18 protein-coding genes are annotated in these 22657 nt (G+C 59.0%); 13 read left to right on the top strand and 5 right to left on the bottom strand.

Going from position 1 to position 22657, the window contains the following annotated elements:
- Window positions 1–185: 185 nt before the first annotated feature.
- Window positions 186–602, bottom strand: coding sequence for a hypothetical protein (locus tag WJU23_RS11500; protein WP_346332713.1), 417 nt, complete (start codon window positions 600–602; stop codon window positions 186–188).
- Between the two features lie 116 nt (window positions 603–718).
- On the opposite strand from WJU23_RS11500, the gene WJU23_RS11495 reads away from it, so the two are divergent.
- Window positions 719–1069 (top strand): hypothetical protein, encoded by a 351-nt coding sequence (locus tag WJU23_RS11495; protein ID WP_346332712.1) that lies wholly within the window; start codon window positions 719–721, stop codon window positions 1067–1069.
- Between the two features lie 156 nt (window positions 1070–1225).
- Here the strand turns inward: WJU23_RS11495 and WJU23_RS11490 are convergent, their stop codons facing one another.
- Both WJU23_RS11490 and ligA read right to left on the bottom strand, forming a co-directional pair.
- A complete protein-coding gene (locus tag WJU23_RS11490) occupies window positions 1226–1657 on the bottom strand; it encodes a GNAT family acetyltransferase (protein ID WP_346332711.1) in 432 nt (143 codons plus the stop codon).
- Between the two features lie 55 nt (window positions 1658–1712).
- Complete coding sequence (gene ligA, locus WJU23_RS11485) at window positions 1713–3719, bottom strand: NAD-dependent DNA ligase LigA (RefSeq protein WP_346332710.1); 2007 nt, start codon at window positions 3717–3719, stop codon at window positions 1713–1715.
- Between the two features lie 154 nt (window positions 3720–3873).
- On the opposite strand from ligA, the gene WJU23_RS11480 reads away from it, so the two are divergent.
- Complete coding sequence (locus WJU23_RS11480; RefSeq protein ID WP_346332709.1) at window positions 3874–5160, top strand: (Fe-S)-binding protein; 1287 nt, start codon at window positions 3874–3876, stop codon at window positions 5158–5160.
- A gap of 4 nt (window positions 5161–5164) precedes the next feature.
- Window positions 5165–6472: a hypothetical protein gene (locus WJU23_RS11475; protein WP_346332708.1), complete on the top strand. Its 1308-nt coding sequence runs from the start codon at window positions 5165–5167 to the stop codon at window positions 6470–6472.
- A 354-nt stretch (window positions 6473–6826) separates the two neighbouring features.
- On the opposite strand, the gene WJU23_RS11470 is transcribed toward WJU23_RS11475, so the two are convergent.
- A complete protein-coding gene (locus WJU23_RS11470) occupies window positions 6827–8638 on the bottom strand; it encodes a hypothetical protein (protein ID WP_346332707.1) in 1812 nt (603 codons plus the stop codon).
- Between the two features lie 100 nt (window positions 8639–8738).
- On the opposite strand from WJU23_RS11470, the gene WJU23_RS11465 reads away from it, so the two are divergent.
- The 7 genes from WJU23_RS11465 (at window position 8739) to WJU23_RS11435 (ending at window position 16438) form a co-directional block, all read left to right on the top strand.
- Window positions 8739–10274 carry an arylsulfatase gene (locus WJU23_RS11465; protein ID WP_346332706.1) on the top strand — a complete coding sequence of 512 codons (1536 nt, stop codon included), beginning with the start codon at window positions 8739–8741 and terminating at the stop codon, window positions 10272–10274.
- A 30-nt stretch (window positions 10275–10304) separates the two neighbouring features.
- A complete protein-coding gene (locus tag WJU23_RS11460; RefSeq protein ID WP_346332705.1) occupies window positions 10305–11954 on the top strand; it encodes a hypothetical protein in 1650 nt (549 codons plus the stop codon).
- 264 nt (window positions 11955–12218) lie between these two features.
- Window positions 12219–12683 (top strand): hypothetical protein, encoded by a 465-nt coding sequence (locus tag WJU23_RS11455; RefSeq protein ID WP_346332704.1) that lies wholly within the window; start codon window positions 12219–12221, stop codon window positions 12681–12683.
- Window positions 12673–13047, top strand: a complete 375-nt coding sequence (locus WJU23_RS11450; protein ID WP_346332703.1) for a hypothetical protein — start codon at window positions 12673–12675, stop codon at window positions 13045–13047. Before WJU23_RS11455 ends, WJU23_RS11450 begins: the two co-directional genes overlap by 11 nt.
- Before the next feature lie 627 nt (window positions 13048–13674).
- Complete coding sequence (locus WJU23_RS11445; protein WP_346332702.1) at window positions 13675–14217, top strand: DUF2726 domain-containing protein; 543 nt, start codon at window positions 13675–13677, stop codon at window positions 14215–14217.
- A 1195-nt stretch (window positions 14218–15412) separates the two neighbouring features.
- Window positions 15413–15646: a hypothetical protein gene (locus WJU23_RS11440; RefSeq protein WP_346332701.1), complete on the top strand. Its 234-nt coding sequence runs from the start codon at window positions 15413–15415 to the stop codon at window positions 15644–15646.
- A 333-nt stretch (window positions 15647–15979) separates the two neighbouring features.
- Window positions 15980–16438 carry a tRNA (cytidine(34)-2'-O)-methyltransferase gene (locus WJU23_RS11435; RefSeq protein WP_346332700.1) on the top strand — a complete coding sequence of 153 codons (459 nt, stop codon included), beginning with the start codon at window positions 15980–15982 and terminating at the stop codon, window positions 16436–16438.
- A gap of 363 nt (window positions 16439–16801) precedes the next feature.
- Here WJU23_RS11435 and WJU23_RS11430 read toward each other — a convergent pair whose 3' ends face one another.
- Entirely contained in the window at window positions 16802–19093 is a 2292-nt protein-coding gene (locus WJU23_RS11430) for a hypothetical protein (protein WP_346332699.1), read from the bottom strand.
- Window positions 19094–19478: 385 nt separating this feature from the next.
- Between WJU23_RS11430 and WJU23_RS11425 the strand changes: the two genes are divergently transcribed.
- From WJU23_RS11425 to WJU23_RS11415, 3 genes are all read left to right on the top strand, one after another.
- A complete protein-coding gene (locus tag WJU23_RS11425) occupies window positions 19479–20084 on the top strand; it encodes a riboflavin synthase (RefSeq protein WP_346332698.1) in 606 nt (201 codons plus the stop codon).
- A gap of 77 nt (window positions 20085–20161) precedes the next feature.
- The gene (locus WJU23_RS11420; RefSeq protein ID WP_346332697.1) at window positions 20162–22210 is read left to right on the top strand and encodes a penicillin-binding transpeptidase domain-containing protein; all 2049 of its coding nucleotides are present in this window, start codon (window positions 20162–20164) and stop codon (window positions 22208–22210) included.
- A 20-nt stretch (window positions 22211–22230) separates the two neighbouring features.
- Complete coding sequence (locus WJU23_RS11415) at window positions 22231–22656, top strand: hypothetical protein (RefSeq protein ID WP_346332696.1); 426 nt, start codon at window positions 22231–22233, stop codon at window positions 22654–22656.
- Window position 22657 lies beyond the last annotated feature (1 nt).

Here is a 22657-nt window from a genome sequence, read left to right as displayed (position 1 = left end):
TGGTACAAGTGAAGACTGTGAAAGTAATGTGGGCACTCCTGCCCGCAACCGAAGATCTAACGATCCCCGTTTGCATAAATGGAGTTACGAAGTCTTCAGAAGCAGCGTTCGTGGCGCTTCAAACCATGGCGACGCACCTCAAGTGTGAGGCAAGCGGATGATCTCTTTTGGCCCCTATATCGAAGTTACTGCCGCTCCTCAGGCAAATAATGAAGATGGCGGTCACCGACAAGTTCCGAGGCTTCACAGGCTTTCTCGAAACGAAGTTTGAGCAAGTCGTAGGTCATGGAATCCAGGAAGATTTTATTTTCTTCGCAGTGATTCCACAGCCGCCAGACATCAAAGCCATTTCCTTCGCCAAGATCGCCCCAATCGAAATCAATGGAGATACCAGGAAATTTCATTTCGACGCCATAACCATGGGGCCGAATTCGGATGCCGATGGTCTGGCCCAACTCTGGAAGGTTCATCTGATGGCAAGACCTTGCCCATCCAAGATTTGAGCTAGGTAAAGGAACGCCAAGGCGCTCGTGCAAAGTGGTCACCGCCAGGTCTTGGGCAGATCTGAAAGCCGTAATGACCTGAATTAGGCTGGGATGCATAGATAGGACTTCTGGATTCGAACCTGAATGAACTGTCATAAATGAGCATTGCCAGGATCAAGATGACAAGCCACTTTTTCCCTGGCCTGCCTCGCAAGCCTTTGTGTAATGAAAGCATGATTCCGCTGAAACAAGCCCTCCGTTCATGGGAGCTTTATCGACTGCCTTTTAATCTGGTCCTTTTCGTCTTTGGGCTGTACTGGTCCTGGCCTTTGCGCGAAACAATGAAGGAGGAGGCTTGGTTTGGGTATTGGGGGAGCGTGCTGGCGTTTGGGGCGACGGCCAATGTGTTTTATACACTGGGTCCGGCCTTGGAGGCCTATTGGTTGGCTTTTCGAGGGCGTGGATTTGGTCGCTGGCGGCTGGGCTTTTGGGTGGGAGGTCTGGCGCTTTCCATTCTCATGACCTGGGTGTTTGTGTGGTCGGTGGAGATTCTTTATGTAGTGCTGTTTCCGTCTCGGGGGTGAAGGGGCCTGTAATAAGGTGTGAGGGCATCCCGCCCTCAAGGAGCGGGACTTGCCAAGTCCCGGCGTCGCGGATTCCCCAATCACTGACAGCAGCGCGATGACCTCGCACGCAGGCTGAGGCCAGGATGGCTTCACTCCTTGGGTCTCCCGATGGGGTCATTTCACAGGAAAGCGTTTACCCATGCTCACACGGACCTCAACCGCATAACCCAGAGAAGCATAGAAGGCCTGAACGCCTTCATTGCCTTCCATGATCTGGAGATTGATTTTCAGGCAGCCTTTGCGAGTGAGCGCCTGTTCGGCATGGCGAACCAGATTGGATCCGATGTCACGATGACGATAATCGGGCAGCACGGCCAAGGAGTATAACCAGCCCCGATGCCCATCATATCCGGCCATGAGGGTACCAACGACTTTCTCCTCACAAACCGCGACATAAAAGAGGTCGTCATCCATCGCCAGCTTCTGGTCGATCACGAGGCTGGGTTCATTGTGAGCGGTGCCGTAGCCAAAGATGGTGTGCCATAATCGAACAACTTCTTCGCGGTGGAGCGAATTGATGAATGAACCAATGGAGATGTTGCTCATTGTCTTTCCTCCCGGGCGATGATGTTGACTGCGATGAATGGTCTTAACGCCGTGATCAAAGCATCCCCCGAAATTCTTCCTCGGTGAGCACCTTCACGCCCAGCTTGGTGGCTTTGTCCATCTTACTTCCCGCATCTTCTCCGGCTAAAAGGTAGGTGGTTTTGCCGCTGACGCTGCCGCTGACTTTGCCGCCATTGGCGCGGATGGTGTCGGCGATGGTTTCGCGGTCCTGGCTGAGGGTGCCGGTGATGACCCAGGTGCTGCCTTTGAGCTTGTCGCTGGCGGCTTCGACGGTGCGCTGGGCGAAGTTTAAACCGGCGGCGCGGAGGCGTTCGAGCAGGGCTTTGTTGGCCTCGTCATTGAACCAAGCATGGATGCTGGGGGCGACGATGGCACCGATGTCGGGGCATTGGGTAAGCTCTTCAATGCTGGCAGCGGCGAGGGCATCAATGCTGCCGAAGTGCTCCAGCAGCTTGCGGGCACCACCGGCACCGACATGCAGGATGCCGAGGCCGAAGATGAGCCGCCAGGGGTCCTGCTGCTTGCTGGCCTCGATGGCTTTGAGGAGGTTCTCGATACTCTTGGTGCCCATGCGCTCCAGGCGGGCGAGCTTGATCTGGTCGAGCGCATAAATGTCGGCCGCATCTTCCACCGTGGGACGGTCATGAAAGGGGGTGTCCACAAGCTGGGCGACGACGGATTCGCCCATGCCGCTAATGTCCATGGCACCCCGGCTGACGAAGTGCTCCAGGCGGCGCTTGACCACCTCCGGGCACTTGGGATTGGGGCAGCGGATGACGACCTGTTCTTCATCCTTGTGAACACCGCTGCCGCAGATAGGGCAGTGGGTGGGTACGGGGATGGGGGTCTCATTGCCGGCGCGCAGCTCCTTTTTGACGATGACGACGGCAGGGATGATCTCGCCCGCTTTTTCGATGACGACGGTATCGCCCACATGGATGTCTTTGCGCTGGATTTCCTCGAAGTTATGCAGCGTGGCGTTGCTGACGGTGGAGCCGCTGAGGAAAACGGGGGTGAGGCGGGCGACGGGGGTCAGCGCACCGGTTCGGCCGACCTGGATGTCCACGGCCAGGAGCTTGGTTTCGGCCTGCTCGGGTTGGTATTTATACGCGATGGCCCAGCGCGGGGCTTTGGAGGTGGAGCCGAGTTCCTGCTGATCGGCAAAGGAGTTGACCTTCACCACGGCTCCATCGGTTTCATAGGGCAGGGAACCGCGCTTTTCATTGAGTTCGCGGATGGCTTCGAGCAGGCCCTCAGCGCTGTTCTTTTGCCAGATAAAATCAGCACGGCGGAGACCGGCTTTTTTCAGCAGCTCATGCACTTCAGTCTGGGTATTGATAGGCATCCCCCAGGCATCGGCCAGGCCATAAAAAACAATGTCCAAAGGGCGCTTGGCCACGGCTTTGGAGTCGAGCTGCTTGAGGGTGCCAGCGGTGGAGTTGCGCGGGTTGGCAAATCGGGCTTCGCCGGCTTCCTCGCGCTCCTGGTTCAACTTGGCAAAGTTGGCCTTGGTCATGAAGACCTCTCCGCGCACCTCGAAGGTCTGCGGGCCGTCTTTGGGCAGGCGCAGGGGGAGGCTCTTAATGGTCCGCAGGTTGGCCGTCACGTCGTCGCCGGTCTGTCCATCACCACGGGTGACGCCGTGTTTGAAGATGCCGTCTTCATATCGGATGCTGATGGCCACGCCGTCCACTTTTGGCTCGATGACGCAGTCGATTTTATCGCGGCCCAGGCCCTTTTGCAGGCGGGCGAAAAAGGCGGTCATCTCAGCCTCGGAGTAGGTGTTGTCCAGGCTCATCATGGGGATGGTGTGCCGGATCTGCTGGAATCCCTCAATGGGCGCGCCGCCGACGCGCTGGGTGGGGGAATCGGAGGTGAGGAGGTCAGGAAACTGGGTTTCGATGGCCTGAAGCTCGCGCAGCATGGCGTCGAACTCCTGGTCGGTGATCTCCTGCCGCGCCTCGACGTAGTAGAGGTGGTTGTGGCGGTGGAGCTCGCTGCGGAGCTGCTCGGCGCGGTGGGTGGCTTCGGCGTGGGTCATGCGGGGTTTGTTTAGCTGGAAAGGGGCGGGATGGAAAAGGGAATTTTGCCATGGGCGGGAGATGATTTTGGTAGCCACCGGGCGCAAGGGATCGCAAAGATGGAAGAATCGTGGTCCTGCCGCCGCTTTCTCCTTTCCCCCTTTCTGTCCCCCTGTGAATCTGCTCAAATCGCTCGATTACTCTGTCCTCCAGCAGTGCATGCACTGCGGCATGTGCCTGCCCACCTGTCCCACCTACATGGAGACGAAAAAGGAGCGCAACAGCCCGCGTGGCCGCATTTCCCTGATGCGCAGCGTGGCGGACGGGGAGCTGGAGGTGACGAAGGCGTTTTCAGATGAGATGTATTACTGCCTGGGCTGCCTGGCCTGCCAGACGGCCTGCCCGGCGGGGGTGAACTATGCGGAGCTTTTCGAAACGGCCCGTGCTGAAACGGAGCGGTCAGGAGTGGCGCAGAGTGCCGAGCGCGACTTCTGGCGCTGGCTGACTCTGAATGTCATGTTCATGCATCCCCGGCTGCTGCGGCTGGCGGGCTGGGGCCTGCGGTTGTGGCAAAAGAGCGGCCTGGATGTGAAACTGCGGCGGGTGAAGTTCTTCGGCCTGCTGCCCAAAAAACTGCGCGACCTTGAGCCGCAGACGCCAAAAGTTTCACCCGCATTTTCCGATTCGTTGATTGAAGCGGTGGAGACTCCGGTAGAGAAGAAATATCGTGTGGGCCTGCTGACGGGCTGCATCCAGGACCTGGCCTTTTCCAACATCAACCGCGATACGGCGGATGTGCTGCTCGCCAATGGCTGCGAGGTCGTCACTCCCCGTGCGCAGTCCTGCTGCGGATCTCTGCATGCGCACAATGGCGCAGTGGAGCTGGCTCGGGAACTGGCGCGGCGGCAGATAGACAGCTTTGATCTGGACAACCTGGATGCCATCATCACCAATGCAGGCGGCTGCGGATCGCACCTGAAGACCTATGGCCATCTCTTGCACGAAGACCTGCTCTATGCGGCCCGTGCCCGGCAGTGGGACCGCAAGGTAAAGGACATCCACGAATGGCTGGTGCAGACCGGCATCCGCAGGCCGGAGCATGGGGCCGGTGTGACAGAGGTGACGTATCACGAGAGCTGCCACCTGTGCCATGGGCAGAAGGTGGTCAGCCAGCCCCGGCAGGTGTTGCAAGCCATCCCCGGCCTGGTTTTAAAAGAACTCCCAGAAAGCAACTGGTGCTGCGGCAGCGCAGGCATCTACAACATCACCCAACCGGAGCAGTCCGCCAAGCTGCTGGACCGCAAGGTGAAAAACATCGCTCAAACCGGCGTCACCGTGGTGACCACCTCCAACCCCGGCTGCCATCTGCAACTGGCCAACGGGCTGGGAGCCTCGGCATCAGTCACGCAGCCGGTGACGCTGCTGGCCAAGGCGTATCGGGAAGAAACTGCATCCGTTTAAATTTATGAAGAACTTGATGTTAGGCCGCTGGTTGCCGTTGATGAGCGTGGCAGCGACGCTGGTGGCAGGGCAGGGGAGTCTTCTGGCCGCAGAGGCGGTGGAAAAATCCAAGATGCCCAATGGTGAGGTTTCCTCCCGCTCGTTTGTGGACCAGTCAGCGCTGGTGAGCAAATTCACCACGGAGCAATACGCGCACCAGTCCTCCATGCGCATCGTCAACGGCATGGGATACGTGGTGTATCAATGCAACGAAAACACACCGGAAGAAAACAAGTCCGGGCAGGTGGCGCGGATGGCCATTTTTAATATCCTGAACCCCACCGCGACGGCGACGTGGGTAGATGTCGCACAGGTGGGGGAAACATCAGACGGAGTGACCCTTGGAGGCACGTTTGTCTCCGGTCCCATGCTTCACGTCCTGAATGAGAAGACGCTGCGCATTTTCTTCGTGGGCCGTTTGGGCAGCGACAAGATCTCCGGCTACCGGGCCTTTTACAAGGACTACGACATCGCCACCGGCAAGCTGGCCGGGTTCAAAGCCCTGCGCTGCACCATCGGCAAAGATCCGTCCAAAGTGATGGACCTGGCGGTACCGGCGATCCAGGCCCATCTGGACTTTTTGTTCGGCGCGGGCTTTGGTGATCAATTCGCCAAAGGCATCAGCACGCCTTGTGATTTTATGGAATTTGACGGGAAGCTTTACAGCTCCATCCAGATCAAAAACTCCGTGGACGGAGTGACGAAGTTGATGACCAATGTGCTCATGCGCAGCTCCGACCAGGGGCAGACCTGGGAATTGCTGGGTGCGCCGGATCCACGGCTGCTGACGACGGCGGTTAAAATTCTGGCCGAGCCAGCCATGACCCAGGACCGCAACTACGTGTATCTGCATCTGCGCACCAATGTCGTGGAGGGTGGCTATGTGCTGTGCAAAGCCAAGAAGGCCGACCTTTATGCCTTTGATGCGCCAGTGAAAAAATGGACTTATGGCATTGGCCGGCCCACCATTGCCGACTTTGGCAAACCCATTGGGAAAGTGGCCATGTTTACTGCCGCCAGCGTGTCCATGGGTGGCCAGCAGATGACCCGCAACAAATGCGATGTGGTGCAGATTGACCCGTCCTATAAGAAATACACGAAGGCTTTCTCAGTAGTGGATTACAATGCGGTGAACACGCCGTTTATGTACCTCTATCGGGATGAGATGTTTGTCTCCTACTCCACCGGACGCCGCCGTTTGCATACGAAGTTTGGCACGTCTGAGATCGTCTTCAGCAAGCTTCGTCGCGAGTTTTTTGTACCTTCTGAATAAACCTTCTGGCACAAAGCACCGTTATAGAACAGGGTCTGCCCGTTTTCAGAAAAAGATGGTCTTCTTGCCAGGCCGTAGGCCGGATGTGTTCTGCGCAAGGAAAGTCCGTGGTTCTGAAAGAGTCCGCCCGCAGAACTATCCGGCTTTCAGTGGCGGTGCCCTTTTTCCCTGCGAGGTCTTTGCGAAACAACGAATGCCTTTTGGACTCCGCACCTTCAAAGAAAGCCGGATAATTCGGCGAATGTAGCCGGGGGCAGCGATCCAGTTTGCGCCGAACACATCCGGCCTAAGATCCGGCGCGATGTCATGAAGTTCGTTTTCACGACATGTGGTGTTAGTTAACTGAAACGGTCATTAAAAGCCGGTGGTGGGAAACCAGCGGCTGTAGGTGTTTTCATCCAGACGGGTGAGCGGGATGGAGAGGGGCAGGGGAACGCCTTCTTTGGCCCACTTCAGCATCTGGCTGCGGTCACCCATTTGGGAAATGACATCCATGAGATTGCCATGAGGCTTGAGGCTCCAGCCGTCCTTCACCGTGGGGTCCCAAATGGCAATGCCAGTGGCGCCTTTTTGATAAAAGCCGGTGATCTTTTTGCAAAATTCCTGGGGCAGACCGGTCTTCCAGGAGATGACGAAAGGGTAAACGCCGATCTGGGTGCCTTTCGTGAGCCGCATATAATAGTCCATGTCCGGCTGGGCAAAGGAGGTGTGATAGGCAAACCAGGTGACGCCCAGGTCATCCACGAGACCCTTTTCAATCCAGCGTGGGAGATCAATTCCCCACTTTTGGTTATCCACTTCCTTGCTGAAAGTGCCAAGGGAGATTTGGTAGCGTTCTTTGCGTCCCTGCGCGGCGGCGGTCTCGTCCAGCAGGCGGCGGATGTCCTGCATGAACTCCGTCATGATGGCCGCGCGGGTGGCGTAGATGCGTGGATCGTCCTCGGGCACGGTGCGGGCGTCGGCTCCGTGCATGGCCTGGAAGCGGTCGCAGAAGGGTTTCTCCCAGAGCATGAGAGGCATGCCCCGGTTGAAAAGCATGCCGACGCCTTCGGGCTGCAGTTCCAGGGTTTCGCGGAGGATGTCCAACAAATGCTGGCGGACCTCCGGGAAGGCGTGGCTCATGTGCATCGTGGCGGACCCATCGCGGTCCACACAGCGCCACTCAGGATGAGCAGCATAGAATTTGCTGTCGAAGGTTTCCTCATACGGCATGCTGGCCTTCCAGCCTGCGGGGCGCAGCATGATATGGAATTCCACGCCCTGCTCACGGGCCACGTCGCGGGCAACTTTTAGGGGGTTGATGCCGGCCTGATGCAGTGCTTTGACGGACTCGACAAACGCCTTATGGGCATCACTGCTGAAGTCCAGGGTGTCTTCACCAGGCAGGTTGCCGACCTTTGTAGGATACGTGACAAGATCCGCCCCGAGCACTTGGAACCACCATTTTTTGAAGTCGGTGTTTTCAAAACCCCGGAAATTGGCGCGCAGGTCGGCCTCCGTGCGCGGCTGGAAGGGCCAGATCCACGAATGCCCGTCAAAGGTGGCGATGGAGGTGCGGGTCGCGGGGTTGGGTTTACGTGCGGTCCAGGACTGCGCTTCAGCATCGGTGAGGGGGACCAGTTTGATGTAGCAAAGCGTGGCCGAAAGACCGGGCAGGGAGGCAAACTCCACCGACTGCCCATTCAGATCCGCGACCGTGAGAAAGCCCTCCTGGATCACATCCCGGCGGTTCGGCAGCAGCGCCAGATTGTTCGCCATCCGGCGGTAAATCGGCTCATCACTCAGCTTCGCGCGCCAGCCGTTTCGCATCTCCTTGGACAATGCACCCACCGTGGAGGCACCGATGTAAACCGCATGCCAGCCTTTTTGAGTAAGCGGCACCCGGACCTCCGGCGCTCCGGTCTGCGCATAGCAGGACAAAGCCCATCCCTCGCTATCTGCAGTGGAGTAGGGGATCGCCTTCCATTTGCCCTTTTCCCGCCGCCCCTGGGTGAGTGAATCCGCAGGCAGGGCTTTGGAAAGATCGCTTATCACAACAGCCTCCGCATGCTGGCTCCAGTGTCGCGAGTCCGCCGGAAACATCGCCTTCTCAGCCTTCGCCGTCTCCGGCGGTGCGGCCCTCAGTGAAAGACAGGCCAATGCGAGGATAAGGAGGACGGATTTCATAAAGCTGCGGTGGGAGGCTGGCCGAAACAAGGCGCTGCGGAAGGACGTTACTACGTGGTCAAAAGCTGAAGTTTGCTCCGCGATGAAAATGCTTTCCTTTATGTTATGCCTCGTGACCGCCATGTCTGCGATGGGTGCCGCGGAGGCCAGGCGGCCTAACATTGTATTGATCGTCGCCGATGACCTGGGCTTTTCCGATCTCGGCTGTTATGGAGGTGAGATCAGCACGCCGAACCTGGACCGGCTGGCGGCGGAGGGAATGCGCTTCACCCAGTTTTACAATTGCGCCGTCTGCAATGCCTCCCGGGCGGCCATGCTCACCGGCCTGCATCCGCGTTCCGGCAAAGGCGGCTATCTCCAGGACAACATGGTCACGGCGGCCGAGCTGCTGAAGTCGGCCGGATACGCCACCGCCATGAGCGGCAAGTGGCACCTGGGCGGACATCCCACGCGGCCCATCGACCGGGGTTTTGAGGAATATTACGGCGTCATGATCGGCGCGGTAAATTACTTCAACCCCAACCAGCCGGACCCGCCCGGCATGAAGCACAGCGGACCGCCGCAGCCCTTCGTTCACAATGACCAGCCCGTGAAAGAAGTGCCCGCAGATTACTATGCCACGGATGCCTTTGCGGATCACGCCGTGGCGCAGATTCGTGAGCTGGGGAAGAATCCGGACAAACCCTTCTTCCTGCACCTGGCCTTCACCGCCCCGCATTATCCCTTGCAGGCCAAACCGGCGGACATCGCCAAATACAAAGGCAAGTACGAGGCCGGCTACACCGCCTTGCGGACTTCCAGGTATCAAAAGCTCCGCGAACTCGGCCTCATCTCCAAAAAATGGGGCCTGCCAGAGCCGGACCCCAAGCTGGGCGATTCACGCTATGATGTGTCACCGCCCCCCTGGGAATCCACCGACTCAGCCTGGGAGGCGGCCAAAATGGAAGTGTACGCCGCCATGGTGGACTGCATGGACCAGGGCATCGGCCGCGTCATGCAGGCGTTAAAGGACAGCGGAGCGGATGAAAACACCCTCGTGCTGTTTTTCTCCGACAACGGCGGCTGCGGCAGCCAGTCCTCGAAAACCGCCCACGAAGCCTTTCTAAATGGTAAACCCGTGGGCGACAAAGATTCCTACATCCTCGGCGGCACCGGCTGGGCCTACGTGCAGTCGTCGCCCTTCCGCCGGTTCAAAACCTGGACCTATGAAGGCGGCATCTCCACCCCCATGATCGCCCGCTGGCCCGGCCACATCCCGGCAGGCGGCCTCGCCCACTACGTCACGCACCTCGTGGATCTCATGCCCACCTTTGTCGAAATCACCGGCGCAGAGTATCCTGCGACACACCGGGGCCAGCCCCTCATCCCGCTGGAGGGCCACAGCCTCCTGCCCATCTGGCAGGGGCAGGGGGTCCAGGAACCCCGCCGCCTCGGCTGGGCACTCTACGGCAGCCGCGCCTATCGGCATGGACGCTGGAAAATCGTCTGGGGCGTCACCGCCAAAAAATGGGAGCTCTTCGACATGGTGGAGGACCGCACCGAGATGCACGACGTCGCCGCAAAGAACCCCCAGGTCGTCGCCCGCCTCGCCCGCGAGTGGCGCGCCTGGGCGGACCGCTGCGAACTCCCGCAATAGCACCCTCGGCCGCCACGTTCCCCTCACAGCATGCCAGACCGTCGCCGCTTTCTCAAATCCACCGCCGCCGCCCTCGCCGCCGCGCCTTTCGTCCAGGCCGAAACCAAAATCCCGCCCGTTAATGGCAGCGCCAAGGCCCCCTTCCGCGTCCTCTACAGCAACGACACCACCAACATCACCAGTTGCGTCAGCCCCTTTCACAAAGCCCGCGAGCCCTTCCGCGCCGCTATGCTGGAGGCCACCGTGGACGAAGTCGCCGGCCTCGTGGACGCCCATTTCCTCCAGCCCGGCCTCGGCATGGTCCCCATGTGGCCCAGCAAAGTCCTGCCCCTGGAGCCCCACTACGCCTGGATCAAAGAACGCTACGGCGTCGGCCCGGATTCCTTCGGCAATTTTGTCATGCGCGGCGGCGACCTCGTCCAGACCTTCGTGGACCGCTGCCGCGCCACCCGGCAGGCCCCCTTCATCTCCTTCCGGCTCAATGACGCCCACCACAAGGAGTTCACCCACCCCCAGCCCGGGCACAAACCCGGCGGCAGCATGGGCATGAGCGTCACCCGCCATTACGTGGACCACCCCCAGTTCATCCTGAAACCCGACTCCAAACGCGGCGCCGACCTCGTCCAAAACTGGGTCCACGACGAAGTCCGCGCCCAAAAGCTCGCCCTCATCACCGAGCTCTGTGAAAACTACGACCTCGACGGCCTCGAGCTCGACTACATGCGCTTCTACTATTTCTTCGACCAGGAAAAAACCACCCTGGACCAGCGCCGCCGCATCATGACCGGCTTTCTCACAGAAGTCCGCACCGTCCTGGACCGCACCGCTCGCGGCGGCAAAAAACGCTGGCTCTGCGCCCGCGTACCCTGCCTGGTCAGCGGGCTGGACGCCCTCGGCCTGGACCTCCCCGCCCTCACCGCCCACGGCCTGGACATGGTCAATCTCTCCGCCAGCTACTTCACCACCCAGCAGATGGACCTCGCCGCCATCCGCGCCCAGGTCCCGCCCACCACCGCCCTCTATGTGGAGATGTGCCACTCCATCGCCAATGGCAGCAAGCTCGTCCCCGGCTACGATACCTTCACTTTCCGTCGTGCCACCCGGGAGCAGTATGAAACCACCGCCCATCTCGCCTACGCACGCGGCGCGGATGGCGTCAGCCTCTTTAATTTTGCCTACTACCGCGAGCACGGCGGACCGGGCAGGGGACCCTTCTCCGAGCCCCCCTTCGCCGCCCTCCAGGACCTCGACCAGCCGGAAACTCTCGCCACCCGGCCCCAGCACTGGTTCCTCGCCACCGGCTGGAACAATCCCTACGTCCGCCCACCCATCCTCCCGCGCGGCCTCCGGGAAAAAGCCAGCACCCGTTTCGATCTCCAAATGGCCCCGCCCACCGGCGGCTGGCCACCCCACAGCCACGGCCGCCTCCGCCTCCAGGCCGATGCCCCCCTGGAAGGCCGCCTCCTCACCGCCCGCTGCAACGGCACCGCCCTGGAGCCCACCACCGACCTCAGCGAGCCCTTCGAAAATCCGTACCCATCCTCGCTCGGCCCGCCCGAAACCCTCCGCGCCTGGACCCTCCCAGCCAACCTCCTGCACGACGGCCCCAACACCTTCGAATTCACCCACCAAAGCGGCAAACCCATCACCATCGAATACCTCGACGTCCGCCTGGGCTGAATCCCGCCCACCGGATTCCACCACCGGGCCAAAACCCATCAGATGAAGGAATATGGGGCCTCAAAAGCTGGTTTCAATAACTACATACAATGTATGTAATGTGAAATGTCATACCGAGAAAGTAGGAATTAATTCTTGATTGACTCTGTGTGATCATTTATTCTGGAGGCGCTGATTCTTTGAACCTTTCAGCTCCGCTTCGGGTTGCAGCCCGTTAGCGATAACCCGCCAGAGGAAACTCTGGCGGGTTCTTCATATCCACCCATGTTCGTTTACCTTTCAAATCTGATATCACCAGAATTTCTGCGTGTAGCTCAATTTGTTGGGGTTCTTGTGACCTGCGGAAATTTTTTTTGGGCTTGGTGCATCAATTCAAAAATCAATAAATTGAAAAACGATCACAGAATGGGTGCAGGGATCGATGATTTTATTGCAGCCACTGGTAAGGCCCGAGATGAATGGAAGGCACTGCTTAATCCAAGAAAGTTTGATTGCCAAGCTGCCCTTATTTCCATTTGTGAGCTTGTCCCCCATCTGAATATTTTAAATGAGATAGGTTCTGACCAAATCAAAGGTCACTGTAAACCTCTCTTAAAGCTGATAGATTCAAAAAAATCAGGAGATCTCGAAAAAAATGATCTGCAGAAATGCAATCGCCATTTAGTTTCCTTGAATGTTTGCCTCATAACAGAAAAGAAGGAAAGAAAAGTAAGACTGTATGAACATTAAAGAAAAGTCCGAGGCCGCAATTAGTTCAATTCTTGCTGCTACCCGAAACGGTGACATAAACTGGGTGAGGGTTGATGACCCACCTGAATTAAATGATAACACTGAAGATATCGTCAAAACGGCGTACTATGGTAAACACAAATCTCAATCGCTTGCGGTTTACACTCTTCTTGCCAAGCGCTGGCTCGATGAAGATTATTATGTTTGGGATTCGACAGCTACAGTGGCTATTTGCGCAGGTAGGAAACCCGTATGGGAATTCCCATATACTATTTTTACCGAAGACTTGCACGAGGCTGTTGTTCTGAAAGGGTGTGATATTGAAGGCAAGTTGGAAGAATTGATAGATGAGGATTTTTGCTGAAATCGTTTGACAGGACCCTGCTGACCTTCTTAAAATGATTCCGCTCCTGCAAGAGCTAGGCCTGCAAGCCTAATCAGCAAACAATGAAAGGTTCAGAAGCACAGCGACGCGTGCCCAATGGGATTACGCGTATCCGGCCCCTCTTTTTTGAGTGGGTCCCCTGCCCTGGTCGGCATGATTCGACCCGTGGGCCGCTTAAAGAGGACATCCAGCTCTTGCTTCCACTTCTGAACCCTTCGCAACCGAAGGTTCAACATGGGAAAGCACAGAAGCACGGCTGAAATCCTCCTTTCCCGCCCGGTTGCCCGTCCTCAGGTGAAGCACCAGGACGTCCCTCATACCCCTGCCCCTCAGCGTTCCCCTCAAACCTCAAATCCGATGACTCGACCCACTTTCGAAGCTTCGTGGACAGAGCTTGAGTCGCGAAGCGTCCCGGAGTGCGGGTGAAAGCGCAGAGCGCATCACCGCTCTTTCTTTGAAGCCACCTACCACCCCTCCCTGCCGATCCCAACCCCCAAAGATCTCCAGTCCCACGCCCCATTTCTCTCAAAAGTCTCCCACAGACCAACGCGCCAAGTCATTCATTGACCTCTCCAATCTCACCCTTTAAACCCAGCCCCCCGCCCAATGCCTCCCTCCTTTCCCCCTGAATCCGCCCTCACCCTGTTAGTTTCCCAAGCCTGGCCCCTGCTCGTCATCGTCGCCGTCCTCATCCTCGTGAAACGGCTCCTCAGCCGCCGTCGGCCGGAGGTGGCGTATCGGCAGCAGAAAGCGCTCTTAACCCCTGCCGAGAGATCCTTTTTCGGCGTGCTCCAGCCCCTCCTTCCCCCCCATCATTACCTGGTCTTCAAAGTGCGCCTGGCCGACATCATCACCCCTGCCGGCAGACTGAGCCGTCCCGACTGGCAGCGCGCCTTCAATGGTGTCAGCGCCAAGCACATAGACTTCCTGCTCTGCCGGTCAGACGACCTCAGTCCCGTCATGGCCATCGAGCTGGACGACCGCAGCCATCAGAAAAAAGACCGGGCCGACAGAGACGGATTCGTCGAGGCCGCCTTAAAATCCGCCCATTTACCCCTCCTGAGAGTGGATGCCCAAAAAAGCTACACCCCCTCCGAATTACGTGAAAAACTAATCTCCACCATTCATAACCAACCGGTTAACAGATAACGAATGCCACCCAAGCCCCCCAAACTCGCGAAGCGTCCCGGAGTGCGGGTGAAAGCGCAAAGCGCATCACCGCTCTTTCCCTGAAGGTTCCCTCCCCCCCCTCCACCGCCGACGGACCCCACCGTCTCCTCCCCGTAAGCCTTGCACCCCAAACGCCCGTGTTCGGAGTTCGGAGTACCTTCCCGCAGGCGGGACGGAATCATAAAACTCTCGCACCGCCAAACGCCCCGCTTCATCAAGCGCCGCCGCTCCGTCCCATCCGCCCCTCCTCCTCCCCCAGCCCGTCAGGGCTACCCGTGAATAGCCGGAGCGTCAGGCGAGCCTCAGCGAGCCAGACCTCCGGTAAAGCACCCCGGTATTCCCACCTACCCCCTACTCCGAACGAGTAGCCCCATCGCCCCGACTCACCCCTGAAACGATCCATCTCAATTACTTAATAAATGTTAAATATAAAGCCAACTTGCTCATTCACAACCTTTTCCAAAAACCAAACCCCTCACATGCACCGACCATCCGTCGGCATAGCCCTCTCAAACCCCTGACTCCCCACCCCACGTCCATGGAGCGCCGACGATCCGTCGGCATAGCCCCCCGCCCCTCTATCAAACACCGCCGATCCCATCCGCCCCTCCCCCCAGCCCGTCAGGGCTGCCCATGAATAGCCGGAGCGTCAAGCGAGCCTCAGCGAGCCAGACCTCCGGTAACGCACCCCGGTATTCCCACCCACCCCCTACTCCGGAGGAGTAGCCCCATCAGCCCGACTCCCCCTCATCTCCCCCTCACCCTCCTCGCCCCTCGACTTCAATCGCCGCCACTCCTCCCCTTCCTCCGCACCCCCTGAAACAATCCACCTCAATTACTTAATAGATGTTAAATATACACCTAACTTGCTCAACCTCAACCGCTTCAAAAAAACAAACCTCACCACCCAAATTTTTAAAACGGAAGAACCCAAAACGGACAAAAGTTAAATCTCTGTGAGATCCCAACCAAAAGTTAAGCTCTCTAAAAGATCAAGCAGTAGGGCCTCCATTCAATACAAAAACGACGATTCCACCCTCCCATCAACCAAAAAACACCATTAAAAAGACCAGATTTTCCACTCTCCGGCATAGGTTAAAACACGTAAATTTCTAGTTATTCTAGTAAAAAAATTAATTGTCTAACGCCGCTTTTTCCAGTTAAATCAGCTTTCATGAGCACCACAGCCGAACTCATTGATAAACAGGTCGTACTGGAAGGATTGCGGATGCGATTTCCTGAGGCGGACCCGTATGCACTGGGCCTGGCAGGGATACGGGCACTGCGTGAGCAGCGGGAGGATGAAGGTCCGGACGAACTCCTGGAACGCGTGCAGCAGCATCTGCACCTCCTGGAAGCTCACCCGAACACGAAAGTTTTCAGGTCCCCGCAACCGGCCATGGCTTGAGCTCAAGGAGTAGGGGCGTCTCGCCCCTGCCTGAGGGCATAATGCCCTCACTCCATGAATGTCGGCGGAACCCAAATCAACGCCCCACGGCTGCCATTCCACCAGGCGATCATACCAAATCCTGGCAGTTGCAGATGGGTAAGCTTGAGAGAACCTGGATTCATGTTTCTCAATAGTTAATACATGCTTATTATCAATCTATTGTTACCATTTTTAACGTGTGGAACGTGGATGACCTCAAAGGGTTGTTGAAGTCTATTTCAGGCGCTTGGCACACTCGTGAAAGTGCGGTCGCAGTTGCTTTTGGGGTGAGGCCACGGCAAACATGAGGCTATGCTGCATGTGGTGCTTTATGAGCCGGAGATCCCGCACAACACTGGGGCCGTGGGCCGCCTCTGCCTGGCCACCGGCGCGCGGCTGCACCTGATTCAGCCCCTCGGATTCAGCCTTGAGGACAAATACCTGAAACGCAGCGGCCTCGACTACTGGGCCGAGGTGGATGTACGCGTCTGGCCCGACTGGGCCGCCATGCGCTCCGAGGTCGCCTCCGACGCCCGCTTTTACTACGTCGAAGTCCAGGGCACCCGCCCCCACTGGGAAGCCGATCTCGCCACCGAGGCCGAGATCTACCTCGTCTTCGGCCCCGAGACCCGCGGCATCCCCCCTGCCCTGATGGCCGAAAAACCGGACTCCGTCCTCAAAATCCCCATGCTCGGAACCCGCAGCCTCAACCTCGCCACCGCCGTCGCCATCACCCTCTACGAAGCCGTCCGCCAGCGCGGCGGCGTGTGACGACGAAGTCGTTGAGCTGAGTGAGCAACGCAGGCCGGGCCAGCCCATGGAGCGCCGACGACCCGTCGGCTTCCCATTCTTAAAAAGCCTGGATCTCCACTCCACCCACCTGCTGGGAGCGCCAAAAACACCCACCCGCAATTCTCCGCCTTACAACGTAGCTTGTGTGCCGGAATCTTCCCCCCCCGCCCCCCCTCCAGGGCTTACGCATGAAAAAACAGGGCACCCAATTCTACAGGATTAACAAGATGAACATGATTGACAGGATCTGAAAAAAATCCTGTTCATCCTGTTAATCATGTAAATCCTGTAACTTAAGGCACTGCTAAAAATGGTGATCTCATTTCACGCGTAAGCCCCCCCTCACTTCTTCGGCACCCACTCCGCAATCGGCTTCACCGGCACCGCAGGCGCAGGCTCCCCGAGTGAAAACGCGATCGTAATCGTCTGCGGACCCTTCACAGGGCCGAGGTTGACCTTCAGCACCTTGATGCCCGTGAGCTTCTTGCTCGTCTCGCTCGGCGGCTCCGGCGGGTCTTCGGTAATGAACGTGGCCCCGGCAGGAGACAGGATCGTGGCGTGCAGCGTCTCCTTCTTATCCGTCAGGGTGGCTTTGCCTCCATCCACGGCGACCTCCGCCCGGGTGTGCATGGCCCAGCCCAGGGGCGTGGTGTTTTTGATGGTCATTTCATCCTGGAGGACGAGGTACGGCTTGGCCCCACGGACCATCATGGCCCCGCGAAAAACATCCTTGGCGGATTTGGAATACCCTTTGGTCAGATCCACCGCCGTGATGCCCAGCTCAGGACTGGAGTGGCTGATCATGACAGCCGCTTTGCCGTCAAGCTCCTGGTTGCCGCCCATCTGCACGGTGTTCTGGCCGGGCGTGCCTTCGATGTAAAGGGCGTAGCGTTTGCTGCGGTCGGCGGCGGGTTTAAAACCGGGGGCACGATCGCTTTCCGCCCCGAGTTCAATGCCCCAGCGGGTGCCGCCCGCCTCCAGGACGAAGCTGCCCAGGTCGAGCTGGGCCGTGGGGATGGCATTGTCACCGCCTTTGACGGCCAGATAAAAGGCGCTCTTGTCCCAGGCGCTGCGCAGCGTGGCCACGGAGCCGCCGGGAACGCCATAATCCAGACGGTCGGCCATGCCGTCGCCTGCGGCGTGGGCATTGTAATACATGAAGTGACCGGCCGTGCCGAGCAGGGCGGCGTCGGCGGAGGGAACCGCCCCGGCGGCAAGGGCCGGAGTGCCCATATTACCGTGCGCTCCGGCCAGCCACGTGGCCACCCACGGACGGGTGAGCGTGGTGCCGAGGGAATCCCCATAATTAAAGAGCTGGTTGCTGGGACCGATGAGGTGCAGCCGGGCCAGCCCGGCCTGCGGCAGGCCCTCGACAAGACTGAAACCGAAATCGCTGCCGCCATTGGCCCGCAGCGTCTGCATGACCATGATCGCGTAATCCAGCACGTGCTCCCCGGCTTCCATGCCCTCCGGCCAGATGCCGGCGGGGGCAAAATGCAGCATGCCTTTGCCAAAGACCTTGGCCGCCGCATCCACCGCCTGTTTCGCGGCGCTGGGGTCTTCATCGTGCAGGCAGATGGCGGCGAGGATCAGCGCGGCGGCGGCGGACATATGCTCGGCATCAGGCTCTTCCTCGGTGTCTTTGCCGCCTTTGGGGGCGGCCTTGGCGGGCGCTTTGCCCTTGTCACTGGTGCCGGCAGCCTTGCCCTTGGCGGATTCAGGCACGGGCTCTCCCTTCAGAAAGGCCGCCAGGGCGCCGATGCCTTTCTCGATCATGTAGGTGCGGGCGTCCGTGGCCTGCTTGTCATTCAGGCCGTCGCGGAAGTAATCATAACCCAGGGAGGCGGCGATGAGGAAATCGGCGGTCACCGCAGGCTCATCCACATACCAGTTTTGGAAGGTCGCCGGATCCGTGATGGCAATGAGCTCCCGGACCCCGCGTTCCTTCCAGCGCGGGTCGCCATCCACAAAGTTCAGCACGCCCAGCGAGGCCATCCGGAACATGGCCTTGGAGGCCGGAGTGACGGGCCCGTCCTGCTCGCCAAAAATGCGCACCAGTTCCGGAGCCTCCAGGAGCTTTTCACCCCCGGCTTTGAGATTCTCAATCATTTTGGCCGCCACAGGATCGGCAGCCGGAAGCGCTTTAAGCTGGGCCCAGCCTGGAGCCGCGTGAATGAGCCGGGGCCGGGTGCGCAGAGCTCCTTTAAGATAGTCGGCCGTGGCGGGAACCTTGAATTTATTGGCGGGTGTGATGGTCAGGACCGGGCGCGGCGGTGCTGGCCGGGCGGAGGCCTTGGCGGCGGCGGCCGGTTTCGCCGGAGCCGGAGTGCCCGTGGGAGCTGGAGCGGTTGCGCCAGGCGCGGGGGCTGCGGCGGGTGCCCCCTGCATTTTTTTCCACTGCTCCGCCGCAAAGGCTTTGTCCTCGTCGCTCAGCGTTTCAATCGGGATGGTGAAAGTCTGGCCGTCAGCGCGCTTGATCGTGATGGTCCGCGCCGTGACATCCACGGCGATCATCTCGGCCTCGATGGAGGCTCCCGCCTTGTTTTTCCAGGCGCGCATCTCGGCGGTGGCCGGCAAGGAGAGGCTCAGGGAGAGCACAAGTGCAGCAAGGGGACGGTGGACAGCAGCGTTCATGGGGCGTCAGAGGAAAAAGAGTACGGTGAGTTTGGGGATTCCCGGTCAGGGCGACAAGCAAAAATGGGAAAAAGCTCCAGAAATTCAGGGCTTGCGCATGAAATGTCCTCTGTGAGTCAATCACCATCATAACCCACTCCCGGCATACGCATCACCCTCCATAGCAGGCATTTCTTAAACCACTAATGGCAACTAATCCCGCCCTGCGGAACTAATCCTCAGAAACTGTTTGGATCATTAGTGTTTATTAGTGACCATTAGTGGTTTTCAAAACTTGAATTTTGATGAATCAAGCCCTGCCAGAAACTCAACACGGCGGAGGCTAAAAAACTCAGCCCGGTGATTTGAAATTTGAGCTTCTCCTTTTCCTGCGTAGCAAACGGGGATGTTTACCGGACTTATCGAATGTATAGGCTCTGTCCTGGCCCTGGAACCCAGGGGAGACAGCGCGCGGCTGATCCTCCGCGTGGGTCCGCTGGCCGCTGAACTGACGGAAGGCGAAAGCGTGGCCGTGAACGGTTGCTGCCTGACAGTCACCGAATGGGATGTGGCGGCGGAGACAGCCAGCTTCGACCTGCTCATGCAGACCCTCAAGGTCACCTCCCTCGGGGATCTCCAACCCGGCAGCCTGGTCAACCTGGAGCGGGCCATGAGCATGAACGCTCGTTTCGGCGGGCACTTTGTCCAAGGGCATGTGGATGCCACCGTGAAAATCCTCGACTGGAGCCAGCATGGCCAGGACCACCGGCTGGAGGTAGAACTGCCTGCCGAGCACGCGGGCCTGGTGATCCCCAAAGGCTCCATCTGCCTGGATGGCATCTCCCTCACCGCCGCCGAGGTGTCCGGCAGCAGCGTGGTCTGCTGGATCATTCCGCACACTCTGGCAGTCACCAGCCTCCGGGACAAAGCGGCAGGACAGCGGATGAATGTGGAGTTTGACCTGCTGGGCAAATACGTGCGAAATCTGATGCAGGCCCATACGGGAAAATGACGTGTACCTTGACGAAAGAGGGGGACCCGGCATCTTGGGGGGCGTCCCGCCTGTGTGCCAGACGTAAGCCCCTTATCATGCAGACTGTGATTCATCGTCCCTGGCCGTTGCTGGCAATCAGCTTCTGCCTGCTTTCATCTGGCGCCGCTGTCCTGGCCCAGGATGCCTTCATCCCCAGGGCGCTGCCTGTGGAAAACATGGCTGCAAAGTCCGCTCCCGAAGACAAAAACAAGGGTGACCTCTCCGCGACGCTGCTCACGCAAAAAGAGGCGCGCACCATGCGCCTGAGCATTCCCGCTCCGCGCGGACAGATCGTGGACCGCAACGGCATCGCCTTTGCCAGCAACCGGGTCGTCAGCTACCTCGCTCTCAACTACCCCTTCATGGAAAACGCAACGCCGGAGAAAATCCTCGCGTTTGCCAAAGGCAAGATCGAAGCGGCCAACCGCCTGCTTGGGAAAAACTGGTCCCTGCCCGATGACCGGCTGCTCAGCCACTATGAACACCGCCGCTGGCTGCCCCTCGTCTTTTCCATCGAGGAAGGCTTGAATGTGGAGATCACCAGCGACCAGCAAAAGCTGCTGGGACCGCTGCTGGATGACGGGCTGCTGCTCCAGCCGGCCTACATCCGCGAGTATCCGAAGGACGACAGCGCCTGCCACATCATTGGTTATACCGGCAAGACCCGCCCCCTGCCCCTCGGACCCATTGCAGACGGTGACCAGCTTTTCGAAGAGCTGGAAGGGCGTGAGGGCCTGGAAGTGACTTTTGACAGCTGGCTGAAAGGCATCCCCGGTGAGATCAACCTCCTCTTTGATCCCGATGGCAAGCTTCTCGCCGATGAGGTCCTTCGCCGTCCTTCACCCGGACGCACCGTGGTGACCACACTGGATTACAATCTTCAAAAGTATGCCGAGAATGCGCTGAAGAAATCTGCCCGCAACGGCGGTGCCATGGTCATCATGGACATCCGCAATGGCGACATCCTGGCCATGGCTTCCAACCCCGGGTTTGATCTCAATGACTTTGTCCCCGGAGTCCGCCAGGCTCGCTGGGAGGAACTCACCAGTGATCCCAGACAGCCGACTCTGGCTCGGGCCTTCCGTGGAGAGTATCCTCCCGCCTCGACCTTTAAAATCGTCACCGCCCTCGGTGCCCTGGAGAGTGGCCGGGTGACCGCGGCCACCGCCTTCCATTGTGGCATTTCCTACCTCGTGGGGGACCGGTATTTCCATAACTGGAACACGAAGACGAGCGAGGGGAACATGAACGTCATCACGGCCATCAAGCGGTCCTGCAACACCTGGTTTTACCAGGCGGCGCTGGCGGCGGGAGCCGATCCGGTGACCAACATGGCGCTGCGAATGGGTTTTGGAGAGCGCACCGGGATCCCCATCAAGGCCGAATCCAAAGGCAACGTGCCGACCAATGCCGACCACCGGATTCTCGGCGGAGAACTGGCCAACATCGCCATCGGCCAGGGTGCCGTCCTGGTGACTCCCCTCCAGGCATGCCAGGCCATGGCAGCCCTCGGCGACGGAGTGAACATGCCCCAGCCCCGGCTCGTAAAGCAGGTGCAGACCATCGGCGGCATCGTGGTGGATGCAGCCGAAGCCCGGCCCCGCAGAGCGGTCAATCTTGACCCCCTTCACCGCGATACCGTGATCAAAGGCATGGTGGCGGTCGTCTCTGGCAGCGGCGGCACCGGCCGGGCCGCAGGAATCAAGAAAGCCCAGATCGCCGGCAAGACTGGGACCGCCCAGTGGCGCATCGCCAAGGACCAGAACCTCGCCTGGTTCACCGGTTTCCTGCCTGCCAGCCAGCCCGTGCTTGCCTTTGCCGTCGTGTATGAAGGCCGTCCCGGAGAAACCGTCAGCGGCGGTGCCGTCGCCGCCCCGATCGTGAACGAAGTTTTCACCAAGTACTTTGAAGGCGCCCCCACCGATGACCCCCTGGTCGCTGCGATGAAGGATGTCCCCCAGGCTCTCGCTGTGGATGAAGGCGAGATGGAAGGCGGGGCAAGCGCCCCCCAGTCCCGGAGAGCCGTCTCCGAGGAGCCTCCGCCAGTTCAGGAACAACGGACTCTGGGCGGTTTCTTCCGCAAACTGTTCAAGCGCGGAAACTGAGTCTTTTCGATATAATCCTGATGACGGTCCAACTCGCCACTCTTTGTGATTCAGCGTCGGATTACTCCGGCAAACTCTGCATTTTAGGAGCCTTTGACACGCTCTGCGCCCGGGAGTTTCCCGTCGTCCACCCGCATTGCTCCCTGGTCATCCGCCTCCTTTTTGAACCCATGGATGCCGGCCGCCACCAGTTCATGATCCGCTGCCTGGATCCCGGTGGCCAGGAGTGCCTCCCCCCCTTTGACCCCGCCGTGGATGTCTCCTTCCCCTCCAATTTTGTCCCCTTCGTCACCCGCAACATCGTCCTCAATCTCCAGCGCCTCCGCATTGAAAAACAGGGCGTTTACCGCTGGGTCCTGGAACTGGCCGGAAACGTGCTCTTCACCATTCCCCTAAGAGTAACCCTCTTTGATGAGACCCGCTCCGCCATCGGCCCTGCCGGCTAAT

The organism is Prosthecobacter sp. SYSU 5D2 (assembly GCF_039655865.1).
In the GTDB taxonomy this organism is placed as follows: Bacteria; Verrucomicrobiota; Verrucomicrobiia; order Verrucomicrobiales; family Verrucomicrobiaceae; genus Prosthecobacter.
Note: the sequence above shows the minus strand (reverse complement) of the source record. Positions and strands in the feature narration are given on the sequence as shown.

Coding starts and splice junctions, on each gene's coding strand:
- WJU23_RS11465 (WP_346332706.1), top strand. CDS start 8,739: ATGTTATGCCTCGTGACCGCCATGTCTGCGATGGGTGCCGCGGAGGCC.
- WJU23_RS11455 (WP_346332704.1), top strand. CDS start 12,219: ATGTTCGTTTACCTTTCAAATCTGATATCACCAGAATTTCTGCGTGTA.
- WJU23_RS11500 (WP_346332713.1), bottom strand. CDS start 602: ATGCATCCCAGCCTAATTCAGGTCATTACGGCTTTCAGATCTGCCCAA.
- WJU23_RS11470 (WP_346332707.1), bottom strand. CDS start 8,638: ATGAAATCCGTCCTCCTTATCCTCGCATTGGCCTGTCTTTCACTGAGG.
- WJU23_RS11450 (WP_346332703.1), top strand. CDS start 12,673: ATGAACATTAAAGAAAAGTCCGAGGCCGCAATTAGTTCAATTCTTGCT.
- WJU23_RS11435 (WP_346332700.1), top strand. CDS start 15,980: ATGCTGCATGTGGTGCTTTATGAGCCGGAGATCCCGCACAACACTGGG.
- ligA (WP_346332710.1), bottom strand. CDS start 3,719: ATGACCCACGCCGAAGCCACCCACCGCGCCGAGCAGCTCCGCAGCGAG.
- WJU23_RS11445 (WP_346332702.1), top strand. CDS start 13,675: ATGCCTCCCTCCTTTCCCCCTGAATCCGCCCTCACCCTGTTAGTTTCC.
- WJU23_RS11420 (WP_346332697.1), top strand. CDS start 20,162: ATGCAGACTGTGATTCATCGTCCCTGGCCGTTGCTGGCAATCAGCTTC.
- WJU23_RS11415 (WP_346332696.1), top strand. CDS start 22,231: ATGACGGTCCAACTCGCCACTCTTTGTGATTCAGCGTCGGATTACTCC.
- WJU23_RS11490 (WP_346332711.1), bottom strand. CDS start 1,657: ATGAGCAACATCTCCATTGGTTCATTCATCAATTCGCTCCACCGCGAA.
- WJU23_RS11430 (WP_346332699.1), bottom strand. CDS start 19,093: ATGAACGCTGCTGTCCACCGTCCCCTTGCTGCACTTGTGCTCTCCCTG.
- WJU23_RS11460 (WP_346332705.1), top strand. CDS start 10,305: ATGCCAGACCGTCGCCGCTTTCTCAAATCCACCGCCGCCGCCCTCGCC.
- WJU23_RS11495 (WP_346332712.1), top strand. CDS start 719: ATGATTCCGCTGAAACAAGCCCTCCGTTCATGGGAGCTTTATCGACTG.
- WJU23_RS11475 (WP_346332708.1), top strand. CDS start 5,165: ATGAAGAACTTGATGTTAGGCCGCTGGTTGCCGTTGATGAGCGTGGCA.
- WJU23_RS11425 (WP_346332698.1), top strand. CDS start 19,479: ATGTTTACCGGACTTATCGAATGTATAGGCTCTGTCCTGGCCCTGGAA.
- WJU23_RS11440 (WP_346332701.1), top strand. CDS start 15,413: ATGAGCACCACAGCCGAACTCATTGATAAACAGGTCGTACTGGAAGGA.